Origin of the sequence: Apibacter raozihei (assembly GCF_004014855.1) — a bacterium.
GTDB classification, from domain to species: domain Bacteria; phylum Bacteroidota; class Bacteroidia; order Flavobacteriales; family Weeksellaceae; genus Apibacter; species Apibacter raozihei.
In genome coordinates this window covers 1,476,087-1,493,225 of record NZ_CP034930.1, presented here as the reverse complement: position 1 = coordinate 1,493,225, position 17,139 = coordinate 1,476,087, and the positions used below count along the sequence as shown (strand labels likewise).

At 31.2% G+C, this 17,139-nt stretch carries 17 protein-coding genes and 2 tRNA genes; 12 read left to right on the top strand and 7 right to left on the bottom strand.

The window, feature by feature from the left end:
- The first annotated feature begins 54 nt into the window (after positions 1-54).
- Together mgtE and EOV51_RS14640 are read left to right on the top strand one after the other, a co-directional pair.
- Complete coding sequence (gene mgtE / locus EOV51_RS06740) at positions 55-1,392, top strand: magnesium transporter (protein WP_128151165.1); 1,338 nt, start codon at positions 55-57, stop codon at positions 1,390-1,392.
- A 206-nt stretch (positions 1,393-1,598) separates the two neighbouring features.
- Complete coding sequence (locus EOV51_RS14640) at positions 1,599-1,784, top strand: WG repeat-containing protein (protein ID WP_164875256.1); 186 nt, start codon at positions 1,599-1,601, stop codon at positions 1,782-1,784.
- A gap of 188 nt (positions 1,785-1,972) precedes the next feature.
- Here the strand turns inward: EOV51_RS14640 and EOV51_RS06730 are convergent.
- A tRNA-Leu gene (locus tag EOV51_RS06730) sits at positions 1,973-2,056 on the bottom strand.
- Between the two features lie 33 nt (positions 2,057-2,089).
- A tRNA-Gly gene (locus EOV51_RS06725) sits at positions 2,090-2,162 on the bottom strand.
- Between the two features lie 329 nt (positions 2,163-2,491).
- Between EOV51_RS06725 and EOV51_RS06720 the strand changes: the two genes are divergently transcribed.
- From EOV51_RS06720 to EOV51_RS06695, 6 genes are all read left to right on the top strand, one after another.
- Positions 2,492-3,484 (top strand): MlaD family protein, encoded by a 993-nt coding sequence (locus EOV51_RS06720; protein ID WP_164875255.1) that lies wholly within the window; start codon positions 2,492-2,494, stop codon positions 3,482-3,484.
- Between the two features lie 29 nt (positions 3,485-3,513).
- A complete protein-coding gene (locus tag EOV51_RS06715) occupies positions 3,514-4,833 on the top strand; it encodes a (Fe-S)-binding protein (protein ID WP_128151159.1) in 1,320 nt (439 codons plus the stop codon).
- A 74-nt stretch (positions 4,834-4,907) separates the two neighbouring features.
- Positions 4,908-5,669, top strand: coding sequence for a (Fe-S)-binding protein (locus EOV51_RS06710; protein WP_181951022.1), 762 nt, complete (start codon positions 4,908-4,910; stop codon positions 5,667-5,669).
- A gap of 778 nt (positions 5,670-6,447) precedes the next feature.
- On the top strand, positions 6,448-6,852 hold the full coding sequence (locus EOV51_RS06705) for a hypothetical protein (protein WP_128151155.1): 405 nt from the start codon (positions 6,448-6,450) through the stop codon (positions 6,850-6,852).
- Positions 6,853-6,967: 115 nt separating this feature from the next.
- The gene (locus tag EOV51_RS06700) at positions 6,968-8,614 is read left to right on the top strand and encodes a hypothetical protein (RefSeq protein ID WP_128151153.1); all 1,647 of its coding nucleotides are present in this window, start codon (positions 6,968-6,970) and stop codon (positions 8,612-8,614) included.
- Positions 8,615-9,052: 438 nt separating this feature from the next.
- A complete protein-coding gene (locus EOV51_RS06695; protein ID WP_128151151.1) occupies positions 9,053-9,430 on the top strand; it encodes a hypothetical protein in 378 nt (125 codons plus the stop codon).
- 58 nt (positions 9,431-9,488) lie between these two features.
- On the opposite strand, the gene EOV51_RS06690 is transcribed toward EOV51_RS06695, so the two are convergent.
- Together EOV51_RS06690 and fmt are read right to left on the bottom strand one after the other, a co-directional pair.
- Positions 9,489-10,268, bottom strand: a complete 780-nt coding sequence (locus EOV51_RS06690) for an HAD family hydrolase (protein WP_262901880.1) — start codon at positions 10,266-10,268, stop codon at positions 9,489-9,491.
- A gap of 29 nt (positions 10,269-10,297) precedes the next feature.
- Positions 10,298-11,257: a methionyl-tRNA formyltransferase gene (gene fmt, locus EOV51_RS06685; RefSeq protein ID WP_128151147.1), complete on the bottom strand. Its 960-nt coding sequence runs from the start codon at positions 11,255-11,257 to the stop codon at positions 10,298-10,300.
- Between the two features lie 159 nt (positions 11,258-11,416).
- Between fmt and rplU the strand changes: the two genes are divergently transcribed.
- The gene (gene rplU / locus EOV51_RS06680) at positions 11,417-11,788 is read left to right on the top strand and encodes a 50S ribosomal protein L21 (RefSeq protein ID WP_128151145.1); all 372 of its coding nucleotides are present in this window, start codon (positions 11,417-11,419) and stop codon (positions 11,786-11,788) included.
- A gap of 29 nt (positions 11,789-11,817) precedes the next feature.
- Positions 11,818-12,084: a 50S ribosomal protein L27 gene (gene rpmA, locus EOV51_RS06675; protein ID WP_128151143.1), complete on the top strand. Its 267-nt coding sequence runs from the start codon at positions 11,818-11,820 to the stop codon at positions 12,082-12,084.
- Positions 12,085-12,155: 71 nt separating this feature from the next.
- Here rpmA and EOV51_RS06670 read toward each other — a convergent pair whose 3' ends face one another.
- Positions 12,156-12,926 (bottom strand): TatD family hydrolase, encoded by a 771-nt coding sequence (locus EOV51_RS06670; protein ID WP_128151141.1) that lies wholly within the window; start codon positions 12,924-12,926, stop codon positions 12,156-12,158.
- A gap of 202 nt (positions 12,927-13,128) precedes the next feature.
- Here EOV51_RS06670 and EOV51_RS06665 point away from each other — a divergent pair, with 202 nt between their 5' ends.
- Both EOV51_RS06665 and EOV51_RS06660 read left to right on the top strand, forming a co-directional pair.
- The gene (locus EOV51_RS06665) at positions 13,129-14,193 is read left to right on the top strand and encodes a hypothetical protein (RefSeq protein ID WP_128151139.1); all 1,065 of its coding nucleotides are present in this window, start codon (positions 13,129-13,131) and stop codon (positions 14,191-14,193) included.
- A gap of 100 nt (positions 14,194-14,293) precedes the next feature.
- On the top strand, positions 14,294-15,004 hold the full coding sequence (locus EOV51_RS06660) for a hypothetical protein (protein WP_128151137.1): 711 nt from the start codon (positions 14,294-14,296) through the stop codon (positions 15,002-15,004).
- Between the two features lie 15 nt (positions 15,005-15,019).
- Here EOV51_RS06660 and EOV51_RS06655 read toward each other — a convergent pair whose 3' ends face one another.
- Both EOV51_RS06655 and EOV51_RS06650 read right to left on the bottom strand, forming a co-directional pair.
- Positions 15,020-16,015, bottom strand: coding sequence for a GSCFA domain-containing protein (locus tag EOV51_RS06655; RefSeq protein WP_128151135.1), 996 nt, complete (start codon positions 16,013-16,015; stop codon positions 15,020-15,022).
- 9 nt (positions 16,016-16,024) lie between these two features.
- Entirely contained in the window at positions 16,025-16,996 is a 972-nt protein-coding gene (locus EOV51_RS06650; protein ID WP_128151133.1) for a polyprenyl synthetase family protein, read from the bottom strand.
- Positions 16,997-17,139 lie beyond the last annotated feature (143 nt).

Genomic DNA, 17,139 nt, shown 5'->3' with positions numbered 1-17,139 from the left:
AATAGGATTATATTTGCACAACTCTTCCGAAAATAAATCTAAAATAGTTAGTCTATGGAAAAAAACATCTTTGAAGGCACTCCTGTAGAAGATCTTCACCCAAATGACATTGCGGAACAATTAGAAGAATTAAATGAAAAAGATCGTATCTTAAATTTCTTTTTATTGCCCAGAACACAGAAAACTGAGGTTTTCACTTATCTGGACCCGAAAATTCAACAGGAATTACTTCATGGATTAGGTAAAAAAGATATTGCTGATCTTTTAAATGAAATGGCTCCTGATGACCGTACAGATTTTTTCGTAGATCTTCCGGATGATCTTATAAAAAATACAATTAATCTTTTAGATGAAAATGAAAGAAAAATTGCGCTACAACTTCTGGGATATCCTGAAGACAGTGTCGGAAGATTAATGACCCCTAACTATATTCAGGCTAAAAAATACTGGACAGTTAAACACACTCTTGAACATATTAAAAAATTTGGTAGAAAAGCTGAAACATTAAACTTTATTTATATTGTTGATCAAAATGATAAACTTTTAGATGATATCAAGATAGGTAAATTACTTTTAGCTGATGATGATACTAAACTGGAAGAACTGGGAGATGATAATTTTATAGCCTTGCAAAGCATGATGAATCAGGAAGAAGCTATTCATGTTTTTGAAGACTACGACCGCACAGCTTTGCCAGTGGTATCCGAAACCGGAATACTGGTAGGCATTGTTACGGTTGATGATATACTGGATATTGTTAAGGAAAGAGATACTGAGGATATTCAAAAATTCGGGGGACTTGAAGCCCTAGATATTCCTTATCGGGATACTCCTCTGGTAACTTTATTTAAAAAACGTGCCGGATGGCTAATTATTTTATTTTTAGGAGAAATGCTTACAGCCAGTGCTATGGTACATTTTGAAGAAGAAATAGAAAAAGCTGTCGTTTTAGCCTTATTTGTACCTTTAATTATTTCCAGTGGAGGAAACTCTGGTTCTCAGGCTGCCACTTTAATCATTCGAGCTATGGCATTGAAAGAAATCAACCTAAGAGACTGGTGGTATGTTATGAGGAAAGAAATTTTCTCAGGACTTCTTTTAGGCCTCACTCTTGGTATTATAGGCTTTGTACGAATTCTCATATGGCAAAATCTACATTTTTATGATTATGGTCCACACTGGACTTTAGTAGGTTTAACCGTGGCTATCTCTTTAATTGGTATTGTTTTATGGGGTACATTATCCGGTGCAATGATACCGTTTATACTGAGGTTATTTAAACTCGACCCTGCTACCTCATCTGCACCTTTTGTTGCTACTATGGTAGATGTTACCGGATTAATTATCTATTTCTCTATTGCATCCTTTATATTGCAAGGAGTTTTATTGTAAAGCCTATGGCTATAAATTAATCTATTTATAGCTTATAAATTAATATTTTTATTTTAAACTTAATATAAAAGTATATTTTAAACACCATAATTTTAATTAAATAAATCGTTTTTTTACATTATTATTTTTTCACCCTATTCACTTTCGGAATTGCTCAAGAAAATCCTAAAGATATATTTTTAATAAGAAAAAATTCCAACTATGGATTGATAGATAGTACCGGAAAAGCAATAACCCCTTGTATCTATGATGAGATAAGTTATTTATCAAATGGTTTGGCTTTGGTAGAAAAAGAGGAAAAATACAGATTAATATACACCTATGGAAATGTAATAACCCCTTTAATTTGTGATGGGATAACTTATTTTTCAAACGAGATAGTATCTGAGTAATTGTATAGGTACTAATCTATCTCTATTTTAAGGTGATATACAGATACAGCAGACTGTTTTATTTATAAAAAAATCCAACTAGCTATTTACACTGTTGGATTTTATATATATTTAACATTTTTATTTACAATTTTATGTTCTACTTATAAAAAAACCTTCAAAATTTTTAAATTTTGAAGGTTTTTTAGTACCCCAGACGGGACTTGAACCCGTACAGCCTAATGGCCACAGGATTTTAAGTCCTGCGTGTCTACCAATTCCACCACCGGGGCCTCAGTATTATTGTATTTTAAATATCTACTTTGAGCGAAAAACGGGACTCGAACCCGCGACCCCGACCTTGGCAAGGTCGTGCTCTACCAGCTGAGCTATTTTCGCGTTTCAAACTTTCGTTCTCCTCGTAATTGGATTGCAAATATAGAGCAGTTTTTCTGTTCTTGCAAATTTTTTTTACTGAAATATTCTTTTTTTTCAACTACTCATATTTATCATATTTATTATCAAATATTTGGTGCCTTATTTTTTTTTATGAAGAATTATGAAAGAATACTTTCTCAAACTAATAACTTTTACCTTTTTTTTAATGATTTAAATTATAAAATCCTGTAAATTAGTAATTCTGCAACATTTAATAATTTATAAAAAGCAAAATAAAGCCTCTAATATTTTTTATTTATTTTTATATTTGCCAAAAAAGTTGTTCAAAAGTGAAAATTAGAAAGGAATTTAAAGCAGGAATCATTGTAATCATATCTTTATTAAGTTTTTGGTGGTTATTTCAATTTTTAAAAGGGAGAGATGTATTTTCCAGTCAAGACTCTTATTACGTAAAATTTAATAAAGTTGAAGGATTGTCAAAATCTAAAAACGTATCCATTAATGGTCTTAAAGTGGGTATGGTAGAATCTATAACGCCTATTCCTACCAAAAATAATAATGTTTCCTTCCTTGTTGAATTACGTGTACAAAAAGAGTTCAAATTTTCAAAAAATTCGGTTGCCCAGATTGTTACCAGCTTAATGAATGGAGCTGAAATAAATTTACTACTGGCAGAAGATAATGCAGAAATAGCGAAATCCGGTGATACTTTAAAAGGTATGATTCTTCCTGGAATCATGGATTTAGCCGGTTCTGAATTAAAACCTTTGAGTAATAATGCCAATAATGTATTAATGAGATTAGACTCTACTTTAGCAGCTACCAATAAATTACTTAATGAAAAAAACAGAAATCATATAGAGACAGCATTGAGCAACTTAAATCTAGCTATTTCAGAATTTAACTCTTTAGGTAAAAATGCCAATGCCCTTATTTCCGGAAATTCCGTTAAACTAACTACTGCTTTAGATAATGCCAATAAAATGTTGGTTACTACAAATTCAACTGTTGAAAAATACGGTTCTGTAGCAGATAAATTAAATCAAACTGATTTTGAACAGACCTTAAAAAAACTTGAAAGCACATTAAATGACCTTAACCAAATCACCGGGAAAATAAATTCAGGGAATGGTAGTCTAGGTAAATTAATGAATGACAACGGATTATACAACAATTTGAATGATGCTTCCAAAAATCTAAGTGTACTATTAGATGATTTTAAAACCAATCCAAAAAGATATGTACATTTTTCTGTTTTTGGAGGAGGAAAAGATAAAGACAAAAAACAAACTATCGAAAAATCCGAATTGCCGAACGAATAGGAATTTAAAACCATAAAAACCATTATGTCATGGAATATCTACGAAGTATATTATTCTTAGCTTTTGCTATTGGTGGAATTGGACTTTTTGTACGCAATCTTTTAAGAATACGACGAAATATACTTCTGGGGAAAAAATCTAATCGTTCCGATCAACCTTCTGTAAGATTGAAATTAATGGCTCGTATTGCTATTGGGCAGGGTAAAATGATGGCTAAGCCTGTGGCAGGTTTTTTCCACATAATTGTCTATTTAGGATTTTTGATCGTTAATGTAGAGCTGATTGAAATTTTTATCGATGGTATTTTTGGAACTCATAGATATCTGGGGCATATTATACCTACTCAGCTGTATAATTTTGTAACTGCTACTCTTGACTTTTTAGCCGTTTCAGTAATGATTTCTGTTTCAGTTTTTTTTATCAGAAGAAATATAACTAAAGTACCCAGACTGAATTCCAGAGATCTTATAGGATGGCCGAAAATAGACGGAAATTTAATATTAATCATAGAATTTGTTATGATGTTTGCATTATTGTCTATGAACTCTGCTGACATTAACTTACAACTTCTGGATCATAGAGAGACCTTGGGTTATTTTCCAATAAGTCATCTAATTTTAGGCAATGCTTTTTCCGGTTTATCTGTGCATTCTCTTATAATTATTGAAAAGTCGTCCTGGTGGTTTCATTATCTTGGAATATTATTTTTCATGAATTATCTTTACTTTTCTAAGCACCTGCATATATTATTTGCTTTTCCTAATACTTACTTTTCAAACCTAAATAAAAAAGGCCAGCTAAATTCTTTAGAGGCAATAACTAAAGAAGTAAGATCTATGATGGATCCGAACATAGATCCATATGCAGCCACGCCTGAGGGTACTATTCCTGAAAAATTTGGAGCTAGTGATGCTACTGATTTGTCTTGGATTCAATTACTAAATGCTTATACTTGCACTGAATGCGGTAGATGTACCTCTAATTGTCCTGCCAATTTAACAGGAAAAAAACTTTCTCCAAGAAAGATTATGATGAGTGTTAGAGATCGCATTGAAGATATTGGCAAAAATATTAATAAAAACGGTATTTTTATCGAGGACGGGAAGCAATTATTGGGTGATTACATTACATCTGAAGAACTCTGGGCTTGTACTACCTGTAATGCCTGTGTTGAATCATGTCCTGTTCTGATTGATCCTTTATCAATAATTATAGATTTACGCCGCTATCTGGTAATGGAACAATCTGCAGCTCCTCAGGAATTGAATATGATGATGGCAAACATGGAAAACAACAGCGCTCCTTGGCAATTTAGTCAGAGTGATCGTGCAAACTGGATTCATGAATAGACTTTCAAAAGAGTAAACATAAAACCTAACATCTGATTTTAATTATGGAATCTAATATTCAACCGATAAAAACAATGGCAGAATATGCTGCTGAAGGAAAATCTCCGGAAGTTTTATTTTGGGTAGGCTGCTCAGGAAGTTTTGATGAAAGAGCTAAAAAAATTACTAAAGCTTTTGCCTCTCTTTTACAAAAAGCGAGAATAGATTTTGCTATTTTAGGCCAAGAAGAGGGGTGTACAGGAGATCCGGCGAAGAGAGCAGGAAATGAATTTCTATTTCAAATGCAAGCTATAATGAATATAGAGGTTTTGAATTCATATGAAATAAAAAAAATAGTTACCGCCTGTCCTCATTGTTTCAATACGCTAAAAAATGAATATCCTCAACTTGGAGGGGAGTATGAAGTTCTTCATCACGCTCAATTTCTTCAAAATTTATTATACGAAGGTCGCTTAAAAGTAGAAGGGGGAAATTTTAAAGGAAAAAAAATAGTTTTTCATGATCCTTGTTATCTTGGAAGAGCCAATGATCAATACGAAGCTCCACGACAAGTATTATCTGCACTTGAAGCCGATTTAATTGAAATGAAACGCTGTCGTCAAAATGGCCTTTGCTGTGGTGCAGGAGGTGCACAAATGTTTAAAGAACCTGAAAAGGGCATAAAGGATATTAACATAGAAAGAACGGAGGAAGCTCTTGATAAATCTCCGAACATTATAGCCACTGGTTGTCCATTTTGCAACACCATGCTCACTGATGGTATTAAGGTTAAAGAAAAAAGTCTACAGGTTTTTGTCAAAGATTTAGCTGAATTACTTAATGAAGCTATTAATTAATCAAATTTATTGATACTCACTTTTTCTTTATTTGATTGAAAAATACTTTTACAAGTATTTTTTTGTTTTTTGCTATAACCCTATACCTTAAAAAATCATTTTATTAAAAAATTAATATTAAAAAGCTTAGTTAATATTAAAATCATATTTTTTACTACAGATATAAGTCATAATTTATGATATTTATATAATACTTATGAGTCATAACAAGTAAAATCAATACAAAATCGAATTAATTTATTAATTTACATTAAAAAAAAGCGAATATTCAATAGTTTTAGCTTAAAGAACATTTACAAAGTCTAGAATAATTTCAATAAAGAATAATTTAAACATTTTAAACATCATTGTATTAAAAATAAATTTAATTTAATCTCATATTATTTATTTTTTTAAAAAAAGTAATTTTATAATTTATTCAAATAACGAATTTTTTATAACACTTTTTTTTTACATAGACATGAGGATTTACTTTTTTATTACACAAAATTATAGCGGATTTCACGAAATACACTTATTTTTATTTAGGATATACACATTACAAGATACTACATTTGCATCCAGTTAAGAAAATGCTAAATTTTATTATCGTAAAAATGGTATCCTTAATTACAATTTATTTCAAACTACTACTTTCTTATATATAATAAAAACTAAACTATTTATTATTCGCTGCAATATGAATGTTATAATTAGTTATATGTAAAATACAATTATTAACTAATATCAATTTAATTTTTATAAACCTTTCAATCATTAACTATAACTATACACATTTATGAAACTTTTTTTACTATTACTAACAACTACATTATCATCTTATTGTTGTTTTTCTCAGGTTGGTATTAATACAAGCAATCCAAAGGCTTTATTACATATTGACGGAGCCGGAGATAATCCTACATCGGGTACTATCTCAGAAAGCGCTCAAAAAAACGATGTCGTGATTACCAGTTCCGGAAGTATAGGAATCGGGACCATTGAGCCAGCGGCTTACTCTTCCTTAGAAATTGCATCTGATAAAGGGCTTAGACTACCACAGTTGACTAATTCTCAAATATCAGAGTTGGACTCTACTACGAGCGCCGATGATAATAAAAACGGATTGACTGTATTTAATACCGAAACTAATTGTATTAACTTCTGGGTAGATACAGAATGGAAAAAAATATGCGGTAATTAACGTTCCCCTTGTAATTAAAACAAAATATTCTTTACAAAATAAAGATTAACATTAGTGGAACATATTTTTATACAAATAGCGCAATATTTTATTTAACCTTAAATGAAACTTTAAAATGAAACGATTAATTATATTATTTTTAGCTTTATATACTTCTGTCAGTTATTCGCAGACAGGTGTTAATACAAACAATCCTAAAACGGTCTTTCATATTGACGGTTCAGGAAACAATTCCCAAACGGGAACTCCTTCACAAGATGAACAGAAAGATGATGTAGTTATTACAAACTCTGGCTCAGTAGGCATTGGAACCAGTCAACCTTCAAATTATTCATCTTTAGAAATAGCATTAAAAAAAGGGTTAAGACTTCCTCAATTAACAACACTGCAAATAAGAAAACTGGACTCTCTTAGCTCCAGTAGTAAAAAAAACGGTTTAATGATCTATAATGTAGATACTAAATGTATAAATTTCTGGGTAAAAACAGAATGGATTGAAAAATGCGGAGATGTAGATTGTATACCTATGACTGGCACATTGGGGATTACCCGTGATTATGTTACGGATATTTTTGTTGGTGTAGCCAAAGAATATAGCGCCTATAATGTTGAGAATGTGTCTAGATATGAATGGCTAGTAGACGATGTAGTACAAGAAGGCGAAATATATGCAACTTTTACCTATACACCTGTTAATACTGATCAGGTAATTATCAAAGTTAAAGCATATAGCTGTGACGGAACTTTTCAATCTGCTCAAATAGATGAAATCCCAAATGATGTAGAGGCCTGTCAAAACACAGCTTCCGGTACACTTTCTATAAGCCCGGCTAATCCCAACTTAATCGTTAGTGAAACCACAACATTTACAGCAAACGGGGGAACAAACATTTTAAGTTATCAATGGGCTGTTAATGATCATGTCCAAGATGAAACCAGTCAAACTTTTAAATTTACTCCTTCAGATACAAATCCTGTAACTATAACTGTAACCGGAATAGGTTGTGATGAAACAACTACCACCACGGGAACTGTTACAGCTACTCCTCAAACGGCATGTATACCAGTTTCTGGAACACCATCTATCAGCTATACACCCTTAGTTGTAAGTGAACAATCCGTATTTACTGTTTCTGGAGTTAGCAATGCTGAAACCTATCAATGGTATGTTAATAATTCACTTCAATCTGGTCAGAACGGTACTACATTTACATATACTCCACAGAATACGTCAAGTGTTACCATAATGGTAAAAGCTATCGGATGCAACAGTTCATCTGTAAGTAATTCCGTTACTTCCACCCCCACAGTAGCTTGTCAAAAACTGTCTGGAACTTTAAAAATTTCCCCAACTACGGCTCAGGTAAATCCTGGAACAACCCAGAAATTTACTGCAAGTGGTGTAACCAATGCTGTGAGATACGACTGGAAAGTAGGTAGTCAAATTGTTCAAAGTGGTGTAAGTTCTACTTACAACTACTCTCCTACTACTGAAGGAAGAACCACCATTACCGTTACCGCTTATGGCTCCTGTGATGACACTCAATCTGCTTCTACAAGCGCAAATGGAGTAAATACTAATTTTACATGTAAGAGCGCAGGAAACTGGCTAAAACCAGGAACTAACTGTACACAGTATATTAAATGTGTATATAGTGGCAGCGCTTTGTTTTCGTCTTATACATACACTTGCCCTACAACTTCTAAATTTAATGTAGGAAGTCGACTATGCTCTGCTACTATTGCAAGATGTCCTTATTAATAGAAATCATATATACAATTAATTAAATACCCGTAAGAGAGCTCAAATATTTTGAGCTCTCTTTTTTTTATTACTTACTTCATTTAATCAATTATACAGTAAAAAAACAATATATATACAAATTTTAATATTCTATAACTCCCGCCCCCCCCTTCTAGCATGATTAATCTTTTCATTTAAAATTAAATCCAATAGATTTCCTCATATGCTATTTGTATAAAAAATCAATTTAGCGCACTACATCATTGTGCCCCATATATTAAACTACGTTACAAATAAATCATTAACAAACATAATTAATATACATTAAAATTAATTTATAACATTTTAAAATAATTTATAAAATAATTATTTTATAAATAAAAAAACGTTAATTTTATCCAATTAATTTTTTAAAAAACAAAAAATATGAAACAATTAGTAACTTTGATTTTAGTAATGACATGTTCATTCTATTATTCACAATCAGCTGCCAACAATGATCTACATGCAAAAAATCCTTATGATAATGAAGGACTTGTGGCCTCATTTCATAAATCGAAAAGCTCAACAGCTTTAGCTGATGAAAACAAACTTTCAGACTCTGGCGACGCTATCTCCGAGGCTCCTCAAAGCAATATTTGCCCGAAATTATCAAATAAAAATATTCGCTTAGTAATCCCTGGCACTAGTTGCAAACAATATGCTTATTGTGTATATAAAAGAGATGGATCTAGACAATTATTTTCAAGTTACATTTATACTTGTCCGACAATTTCAAAATTTAATCCTGTCACACAAAAATGTACTGCTAACGTTTTCACCTGTCCTTCTTAAACAAAAATAGTATTAAAAAAGCTCATAAAATTTATGAGCTTTTTTATTTCCAAATCAATTAACTATTTTGCCTGATAACTTCTTGCAAAATTTTCAAAACTCCATCCTGATCATTTGATACTGTTTCAAAATTTGCTGATTTTTTTAAATCAGGATGGGCATTCTCCATAGCAAAACTATAAAATGCTTCATGCATCATTTCTTCATCATTAAGATAATCCCCAAAAACCATAGTTTCCTCTTTTGAGATATTTAATCTTTTCTGTACTTCTTTAAGAGCTTCTCCTTTATTGGAGTTTTTTAAAGAAATATCAACCCAATGTTTTCCGGAAATTTTAACATTGTATTCTTTATTTAAGTATGATACTATAGGATATACACTATTCTCAACTCCTTCTCTATTATAAATAGCTATTTTCACAATTTCATCTTCTAAAGGTTCAGATAAAGAAGAAAGTACCTTATTTTTGGGATAATATTGCTTAATATGTTCCGCAAACTCTGGAGCTGATTTACTTGCATAAGCAGATTTGATTCCACATAATAAAACCTCAGCACCTGAAATGGGAACACATAATTTAATAACTTCACTAATTAGATCTTGGTTTATTTCTCTAGTAATCAATGTCTTTCCACAATAAACTAAGTTTCCACCATTTTCAGCAATAAAATAGATATCATTTTTAATTGAATCAAATATTTTCAATAAACTATAATATTGCCTCCCACTAGCTACAGAAAAACTAATACCTAACGATTTTAATTTTTCATAAATATTAAAAAATTCCGGATTTATACTATAATCAGAGTGAAGCAAGGTACCATCCATATCACTCACAACTAACTTAACATTTTTAAAGTTCATATTTATCTGACTTTAATATTATTTTTTTGCGTTAATCCATTAATAAAATCAGAAACAGACAGTGCTTTTTTACCTTCAAGCTGAACCAATAGAGGAAAATAAAATCCATCGGATGCAGCAATTTTCAAAGCCTTTCCTTCAACAACCACACTCCCTATAGGTAACGCATGTTTTTCTACAGTATAAAGTCCTTTATATATTTTCAAAATCTTACTTGAATCATTGCTTACCCAATGGGTGAATGCAACCGGATAGGGACTCAAGCCTTTAATTAAATTATTAATTTGTATCAGGGACTTATTCCAGTCAATTTCGCAATCATCTTTAAATATTTTCGGAGCATATTTATATTCAACATTTTCCAGCAAAACTTGTTTTTTAGGCTCTAATGTTCCTGCAGCAAGACCGTTCAATGTTTCAAGTACTACCCCCCTCCCTAACTCCATGAGCTTATCATGCAAAGTACCGGCATCATCACTATCTAAAATTGGTAATGACGATTGAAGTAAAATTTCACCAGTATCAATCTTATGATCTATAAAAAAAGTGGTAACTCCGGACTCTTTATCTCCATTTATTATAGCAAAATTAATGGGTGCAGCTCCTCTATATTGAGGAAGCAAAGAAGCATGCAGATTAAAAGTACCTAATTGAGGCAGGGACCATATTTCTTCTGGAAGCAAACGGAATGCTACAACCACAATTACATCAGGATTTAAATCCTTAATTACCTTTAAAAAGTCCGGATCTTTCATTTTAGAAGGCTGCAAAACAAGCAGCTCATTCTCTACAGCGTACTTTTTCACTGCAGATTCCATCAATTTACGACCTCTGCCTGCTGGTTTATCCGGAACAGTCACTACTCCCACAATCTGATGATTGGATTTGAAAATTTCATCTAAGGGAGCTACAGCAAAATCTGGAGTCCCCATATACAAAACTTTTAAAGATTTTTTATTCATATAAAACTTGTATCTATTTACAAAATTAGTAATTGTTATCTAAGATATCGCTATATTGGACTAAACTAAAAATCTAATAGCTTCAAGTCATTTTATTATTGATATTTAAAAAAAAACCTTATATTTGCAACCTGTAAAAAATAAAAAAACGAATATTTTATGTACGCAATTGTAGAGATAGCAGGGCTTCAATACAAAGTTGAGCAAGACCAAAAGTTGTTCGTGAACCGTTTACAAGCAAATGCTAATGATGAAGTAACTTTTGATAAAGTTTTACTTACAGATAATGGTTCCATAACAGTAGGCGCCCCGGTTATAGAAGGAGTGACAGTAGTCGCTAAAGTTTTAGACCATGTTAAAGGAGACAAAGTTATTGTTTTCAAAAAGAAAAGAAGAAAAGGATATAAAGTGAAAAATGGTCACAGACAACAATTCACTCAAATTCAAATCATTTCTATTGGAGGCAGCGCTCCTAAAAAAGCATCAAAAAAAGCTGCAGCTAAAACTGAAGAAGAAAAAACTGAAGAATAACAAAATTTTAATTAAGAAATAGTAACAGAATGGCACACAAGAAGGGGGTTGGTAGCTCCAAAAACGGTAGAGAATCACATTCCAAAAGATTAGGAGTTAAGATTTTCGGAGGTCAAGAAGCCAAAGCAGGTAACATCTTAGTAAGACAAAGAGGTACTGTACACCACCCAGGAGATAATGTTGGGATAGGTAAAGACCATACCTTATTTGCTCTTGTTGATGGAGTAGTTGTTTTTAGAAAAAAACAAAATAATCGCTCTTATGTTTCAATTCAAACAAGTGAAGCTCAAGCATAAGTAGTAAGATATTATAAAAAATAAAAATCCGGTGATTTCACCGGATTTTTTTATAAATAATATTTACTGATTTACATCTTAAAAATTTTTAAAGCATTCATTGTGGTTATATCTGCTATTTTATCAGGCAAAACTTCATAAATATCAGAAAGTTTATCAACTACCAACTTTATATACGATGACTCATTCCTTTTACCCCTGAAAGGCACGGGGGCTAAATAAGGGGAATCTGTCTCTAGTACAATCTTATCTAACGGAATTTCTTTTAAAAATTGATCTATTTTACCATTCTTAAAGGTAACAACCCCACCAATTCCTAAACTAAATCCTAAGCTAATTGCTTCTAAAGCCTGTTCTAAAGTACCCGAAAAACAATGTAAAATACCATACAATTCAGGAGAATTTTCTTCTCTCAGAATTTCAAAAATTTCTTCAAATGCATCTCTTACATGTATAACTATGGGTAACTTATATTTTTTAGCCAGACAAATTTGTTTTCTGAAAGCATCTTGTTGTATGGCTAATGTCGATTTATCCCAATATAAGTCAATTCCAATTTCCCCTATAGCAGCAAATTTACCTTCTTTTAGCTTATTTTTAACAAATAAAAGTTCCTCCGTATAAGATTCGTATTTTACATCACAAGGATGTAGCCCTATCATTAAAAAAATATTTTCAGGATAATCATTTTTCAAAGAAAGCATAGAATCATAATATGAGGAATTAATTGAGGGGAGGTAAAATCTTTCTACCCCTTCTTTTATAGCCCTCTGAATTACTTCATCTCTATCGTATAAAAACTCATTTGAATATAAATGGGTATGTGTATCAATTAATCTCATTATAGATTTTTTTCAAAAATATTAATTAAAATTAATTCATATATACTTATTAGCATTAAATTTGATACTTTAAAAATTAACACAAAAAACATATTAAATTTAGTTTAAAAATATAATATAAAAAATATTTAATCAATAATTAAAAATTATTGATCTATATATTATATCTATAAATGAACAACTCATTATTAAAATAAACATCATGAAAAAAACTTTATTATTAATTATTACTATTACTCTACTCTGCTTCTCTAAATATTCCAAAGGGCAGGTGGGTATTAATGTAACAGCTCCAAGTGCAACTTTGGATATTCTAACCAAAGGTAACGATGCTGCAACCAAAGCACTATCTATAAATAATTCCAGTAATGCAAATCTAGTTACTATACTAAATAATGGCAGACTTGGAATCAACAACACCACTCCAACTACACGACTACATGTTACGGGTGACCAAATGATCCCTACTCTACAGGCATCAGCCAGTATTGCTACATTCACTGCATCTAACGGCGCTTTGGATTTATTTTCAGATATTAATACCCCTTATGGATTTGGTTTCCAATCACGTGATGTTGTTAAAAACACTTCACTGTCAATTCTATTAAATCCAGTTGGCGGTAACGTAGGAATAGGAGTTCGTTCTCCTAACTCAGGTGCGATACTAGATTTAACCTCTACAACGAAAGGTTTATTAATTCCCAGGGTGAGCCTTACATCAACAACTACCTGGGGGTTAGACGGAACAGCTACAGATGGAATGATGGTTTATAATACGAATACAAGTATTAGCGGAGACAATGCTAATGGGAAAAATTTTTATGTATGGCAGGGAAGTAAGTGGCAGGCAATGTATGTTAATAATGGAAGAGATAACTCTGGTAATATGGGAAGAGCAAGATATACCTCTGTACTATCAGCAACAGGAACTTTTTCTTTCCCTTTTTTTACTTATAGAGCTTATAGAGTTAATATAAGCGGTTCATTAACTTCTAACAGTTATAAAACTTTCACGGATGAATATCTAATAACATTGGCTAATAATGTAAGTCACGTATCTATACAGCAAACCGGAGGGGTTTATTCTGAAGGAAATGCTCAGACTATGCAGTCTGCTTACATGGTATCTACATTTACTATTACTCCTACTCACGGACTATATACTATTAATTTTGACGTGCAAGGTGCTGAACCTAAAAATATGGTTTTAACTAATAAAAGTAATGCAACTATGGATTGCAGAGTTTTATTATCTGATCTTTGGTAAGATAAATCCTCACCTAAACCCTATTGGGGTATAGGTGAGGATTTGTAAAACCTTTGATATACTTTTGTAAATTCATTTATTACCATTAATTTTACTCACAATGAGACTATTTCCTTTAATTTGTTTACTTGTGATAATTTTGGGATGTAAAAATTCCGAAACTAATAATTTTTTTTCAAACAGTAGATCAACTTTTAGTTGGGAGAAAAAAAGCTTAGAAAAGTTTGACAAAAAAAATTTATGCAAAAACCAGCTATCTATTATTAATGATAAAGAAAAAAATCTAAAATTCGATCTTGATAGCATAAAAAACGGAGGTACCTATTTTACTTTAATTCATAAGAACATCAGGACAAACAAATCTGATCATTTTGATCAAAAAGATGTAACTTTTAACATTATTCCTTATACAGAAATTAATAATATCACTATAAGTTTAGGAAAATCAATCATCAAACCCAGAAGTTCGGGGTATTGGATCCAACATAGCGAAAGGTTTTTACGTATTGATTTTAGAGAAAAATTCATCTATTGGAAATCAAATTATTATTCTAACTTTAATAAAGTTTTTACAAATACGCATGAAGAAGGTATTCCACCGCCAGCTATAACCCTTATCATGACAGATTCTGATTTTGCACCCATCAGACCTGCTCTAATAAACATTTATTGTGGCTATTTACAAGCTATGGAAAAGCATTCTATAATTTTTTTCCATAAAAATGTGTGCAACTTGAAAACTTATCAATTGGATAGTCTAAAAAAATGGTTCCCACTTAGAATCAGAATAACCAGAAATTATAAAAGTTAACTTTTTAATTTATAATTAATATGAATTATTCATTTTTTTTCTTAACTCTACAAACTCTTCCTTGAATGCTCCTTTAGGTAGCTTAGGTTCAATATCCTGAATATCTTTAACAATACTATACAAAAATTTTTTATATGCTATCGTAAACGTGTTGTGAGGTCGGTGTTGAAGAGCTAAATTAACTTTTTTAACTTTCTGCATTAAAGAATATATATCGGAAGTGATATGAGCTCTTTGAAAACTTTCCCAAATATATTGAATGGCAAATTCATTAGGATGAACCAAATCGTCTTTATAAAAACGATAATCTCTCAAATCATCCATTATAAATTCATAAGAAGGAAAATAATCGCAATTTTCATATGAGTCTACAACAGAATGCATAGCACAAAGTAATCTAGCCTTACTTTTATTATTCTCAATTAATCCATCTTTAGTATGCCTGACAGGACTTAACGTAAATAATATTTTCATTCCCGGTTTTCCTATATCAGTAAGCATTTCAACAATATTCTTGAGTGAAGTCTTTATCTGATGCTCTGCTAAAAGGGATTTAGTGAATTGAGTATTCGGTATCTTGTGACAGTTAGCAACTACCAGATCATATTGTTTTAGCCGATACACAAATGCAGTTCCTAAGGTAATAATAACTAGATCAGTATTCTGTAGAAAATTATTTGCATCCTGTATGTTTTTATTTATAAGATTGAGAGTTTTTTCAGCCGTATGACTACTAAAAGACGAATGATGATCCCAACTAAAATATAAATCTTCATATTTATAAATTTCAGAGGCTAGGTATTCTTCATTGGAATAAATTCTCATTAATGCATTTTCAATTGCTAAAGGATGAAATAAAACTCCAAAAGGGTTATGCTTTACATTAAATTTATAAAAGGCAAGCTTTTCTGAAATTTCAGTTGCAAAACAAGATCCCATAGTAAAAATATTACTGGTATAATCTAAACCATATGATTGAGGATTGTATTCTAATTCTGTTCTAAATATCATACAAAAATTTTAATTTTGTCTTACAAGTAAATAGTCTACCAATTGGTAGAAGGGTTTCTTTTTATCATCAGATACATTTATTTTAGATAAATACGCGAATGATTTATCAGTATAAAATCGCACTAATTCCAAGCACTGATCATCAATTTTTAATTCTTTATAAATTTTTATAACTTCTGAAATTTTTTCTATGGAATCATCAATACGGGAAAACCAATAAGTAAGTCTTTCCAATTGTTTTTCGTCTGCATTTTGAACAGCTAATAAATAAAGTACGGTTTTTTTATTTTCTGTAATATCCCCAGCATGTTTTTTCCCTACTTTGTTTACGACACCAAACACATCCAGATAATCATCCATTAATTGAAAAGCAATCCCTAAATATCGCCCAAACTCATACATATAATCTGCATTTTCATCATCTGCTTTAGCAATTATTGATCCCATTTTAAGTGAACAGGCACATAAAACAGCTGTTTTACCTGATATCATATGAATGTATTCATCAAAAGATACAGCTTGTTGCCTCTCAAAGTTCATATCATATTGTTGTCCCTCACAAACACCCAGCGCTGTTTTCGTAAACAACAAAAAACAAGATTTTAATAAATCCGGATTTAAATCTTCCAGCATTTGAAATGATTTTACCAATAAAGCATCTCCCGACAAGATTGCTGTATTTTCATCGTATTTCTTATGAACGGTTTCTTTTCCTCTTCGTAAAGGTGCCTTATCCATAATATCATCATGCATTAAAGAGAAATTATGAAAATATTCAATTCCCAATGCAGGTTTAAGAGCACTTTTCAAATCTCCATTAAATAAATCACAAGCCATTAACAATAATACAGGGCGAAGTTGCTTTCCACCCAGTCCCAAAATGTAATTTATTGGCTCATATAATTGAACTGGCTGATCTTTTAATTTATATTGATCAATTGCATCTTCAACCAGTACTTTATATTTATCTAAAAAACTCATATCTTTTAATTATTTAGACAAAGATAACGAATTAAGAGCTTTATTCTCATCTCATAAATCTTGGTTATTTAAAACGTTATACTTTTACATCGACGGTAAAAAATCGAAAAGATCTTTTTGCAAAAGCAATTTTCATCAAAATA

Bases quoted from the DNA above. Each gene is read 5' to 3' on its own strand.
- mgtE (WP_128151165.1), top strand. From the start codon at position 55: ATGGAAAAAAACATCTTTGAAGGCACTCCTGTAGAAGATCTTCACCCA.
- EOV51_RS06715 (WP_128151159.1), top strand. From the start codon at position 3,514: ATGGAATATCTACGAAGTATATTATTCTTAGCTTTTGCTATTGGTGGA.
- EOV51_RS06710 (WP_181951022.1), top strand. From the start codon at position 4,908: ATGGCAGAATATGCTGCTGAAGGAAAATCTCCGGAAGTTTTATTTTGG.
- EOV51_RS06705 (WP_128151155.1), top strand. From the start codon at position 6,448: ATGAAACTTTTTTTACTATTACTAACAACTACATTATCATCTTATTGT.
- EOV51_RS06700 (WP_128151153.1), top strand. From the start codon at position 6,968: ATGAAACGATTAATTATATTATTTTTAGCTTTATATACTTCTGTCAGT.
- EOV51_RS06695 (WP_128151151.1), top strand. From the start codon at position 9,053: ATGACATGTTCATTCTATTATTCACAATCAGCTGCCAACAATGATCTA.
- fmt (WP_128151147.1), bottom strand. From the start codon at position 11,257: ATGAATAAAAAATCTTTAAAAGTTTTGTATATGGGGACTCCAGATTTT.
- rplU (WP_128151145.1), top strand. From the start codon at position 11,417: ATGTACGCAATTGTAGAGATAGCAGGGCTTCAATACAAAGTTGAGCAA.
- rpmA (WP_128151143.1), top strand. From the start codon at position 11,818: ATGGCACACAAGAAGGGGGTTGGTAGCTCCAAAAACGGTAGAGAATCA.
- EOV51_RS06670 (WP_128151141.1), bottom strand. From the start codon at position 12,926: ATGAGATTAATTGATACACATACCCATTTATATTCAAATGAGTTTTTA.
- EOV51_RS06665 (WP_128151139.1), top strand. From the start codon at position 13,129: ATGAAAAAAACTTTATTATTAATTATTACTATTACTCTACTCTGCTTC.
- EOV51_RS06660 (WP_128151137.1), top strand. From the start codon at position 14,294: ATGAGACTATTTCCTTTAATTTGTTTACTTGTGATAATTTTGGGATGT.
- EOV51_RS06655 (WP_128151135.1), bottom strand. From the start codon at position 16,015: ATGATATTTAGAACAGAATTAGAATACAATCCTCAATCATATGGTTTA.
- EOV51_RS06650 (WP_128151133.1), bottom strand. From the start codon at position 16,996: ATGAGTTTTTTAGATAAATATAAAGTACTGGTTGAAGATGCAATTGAT.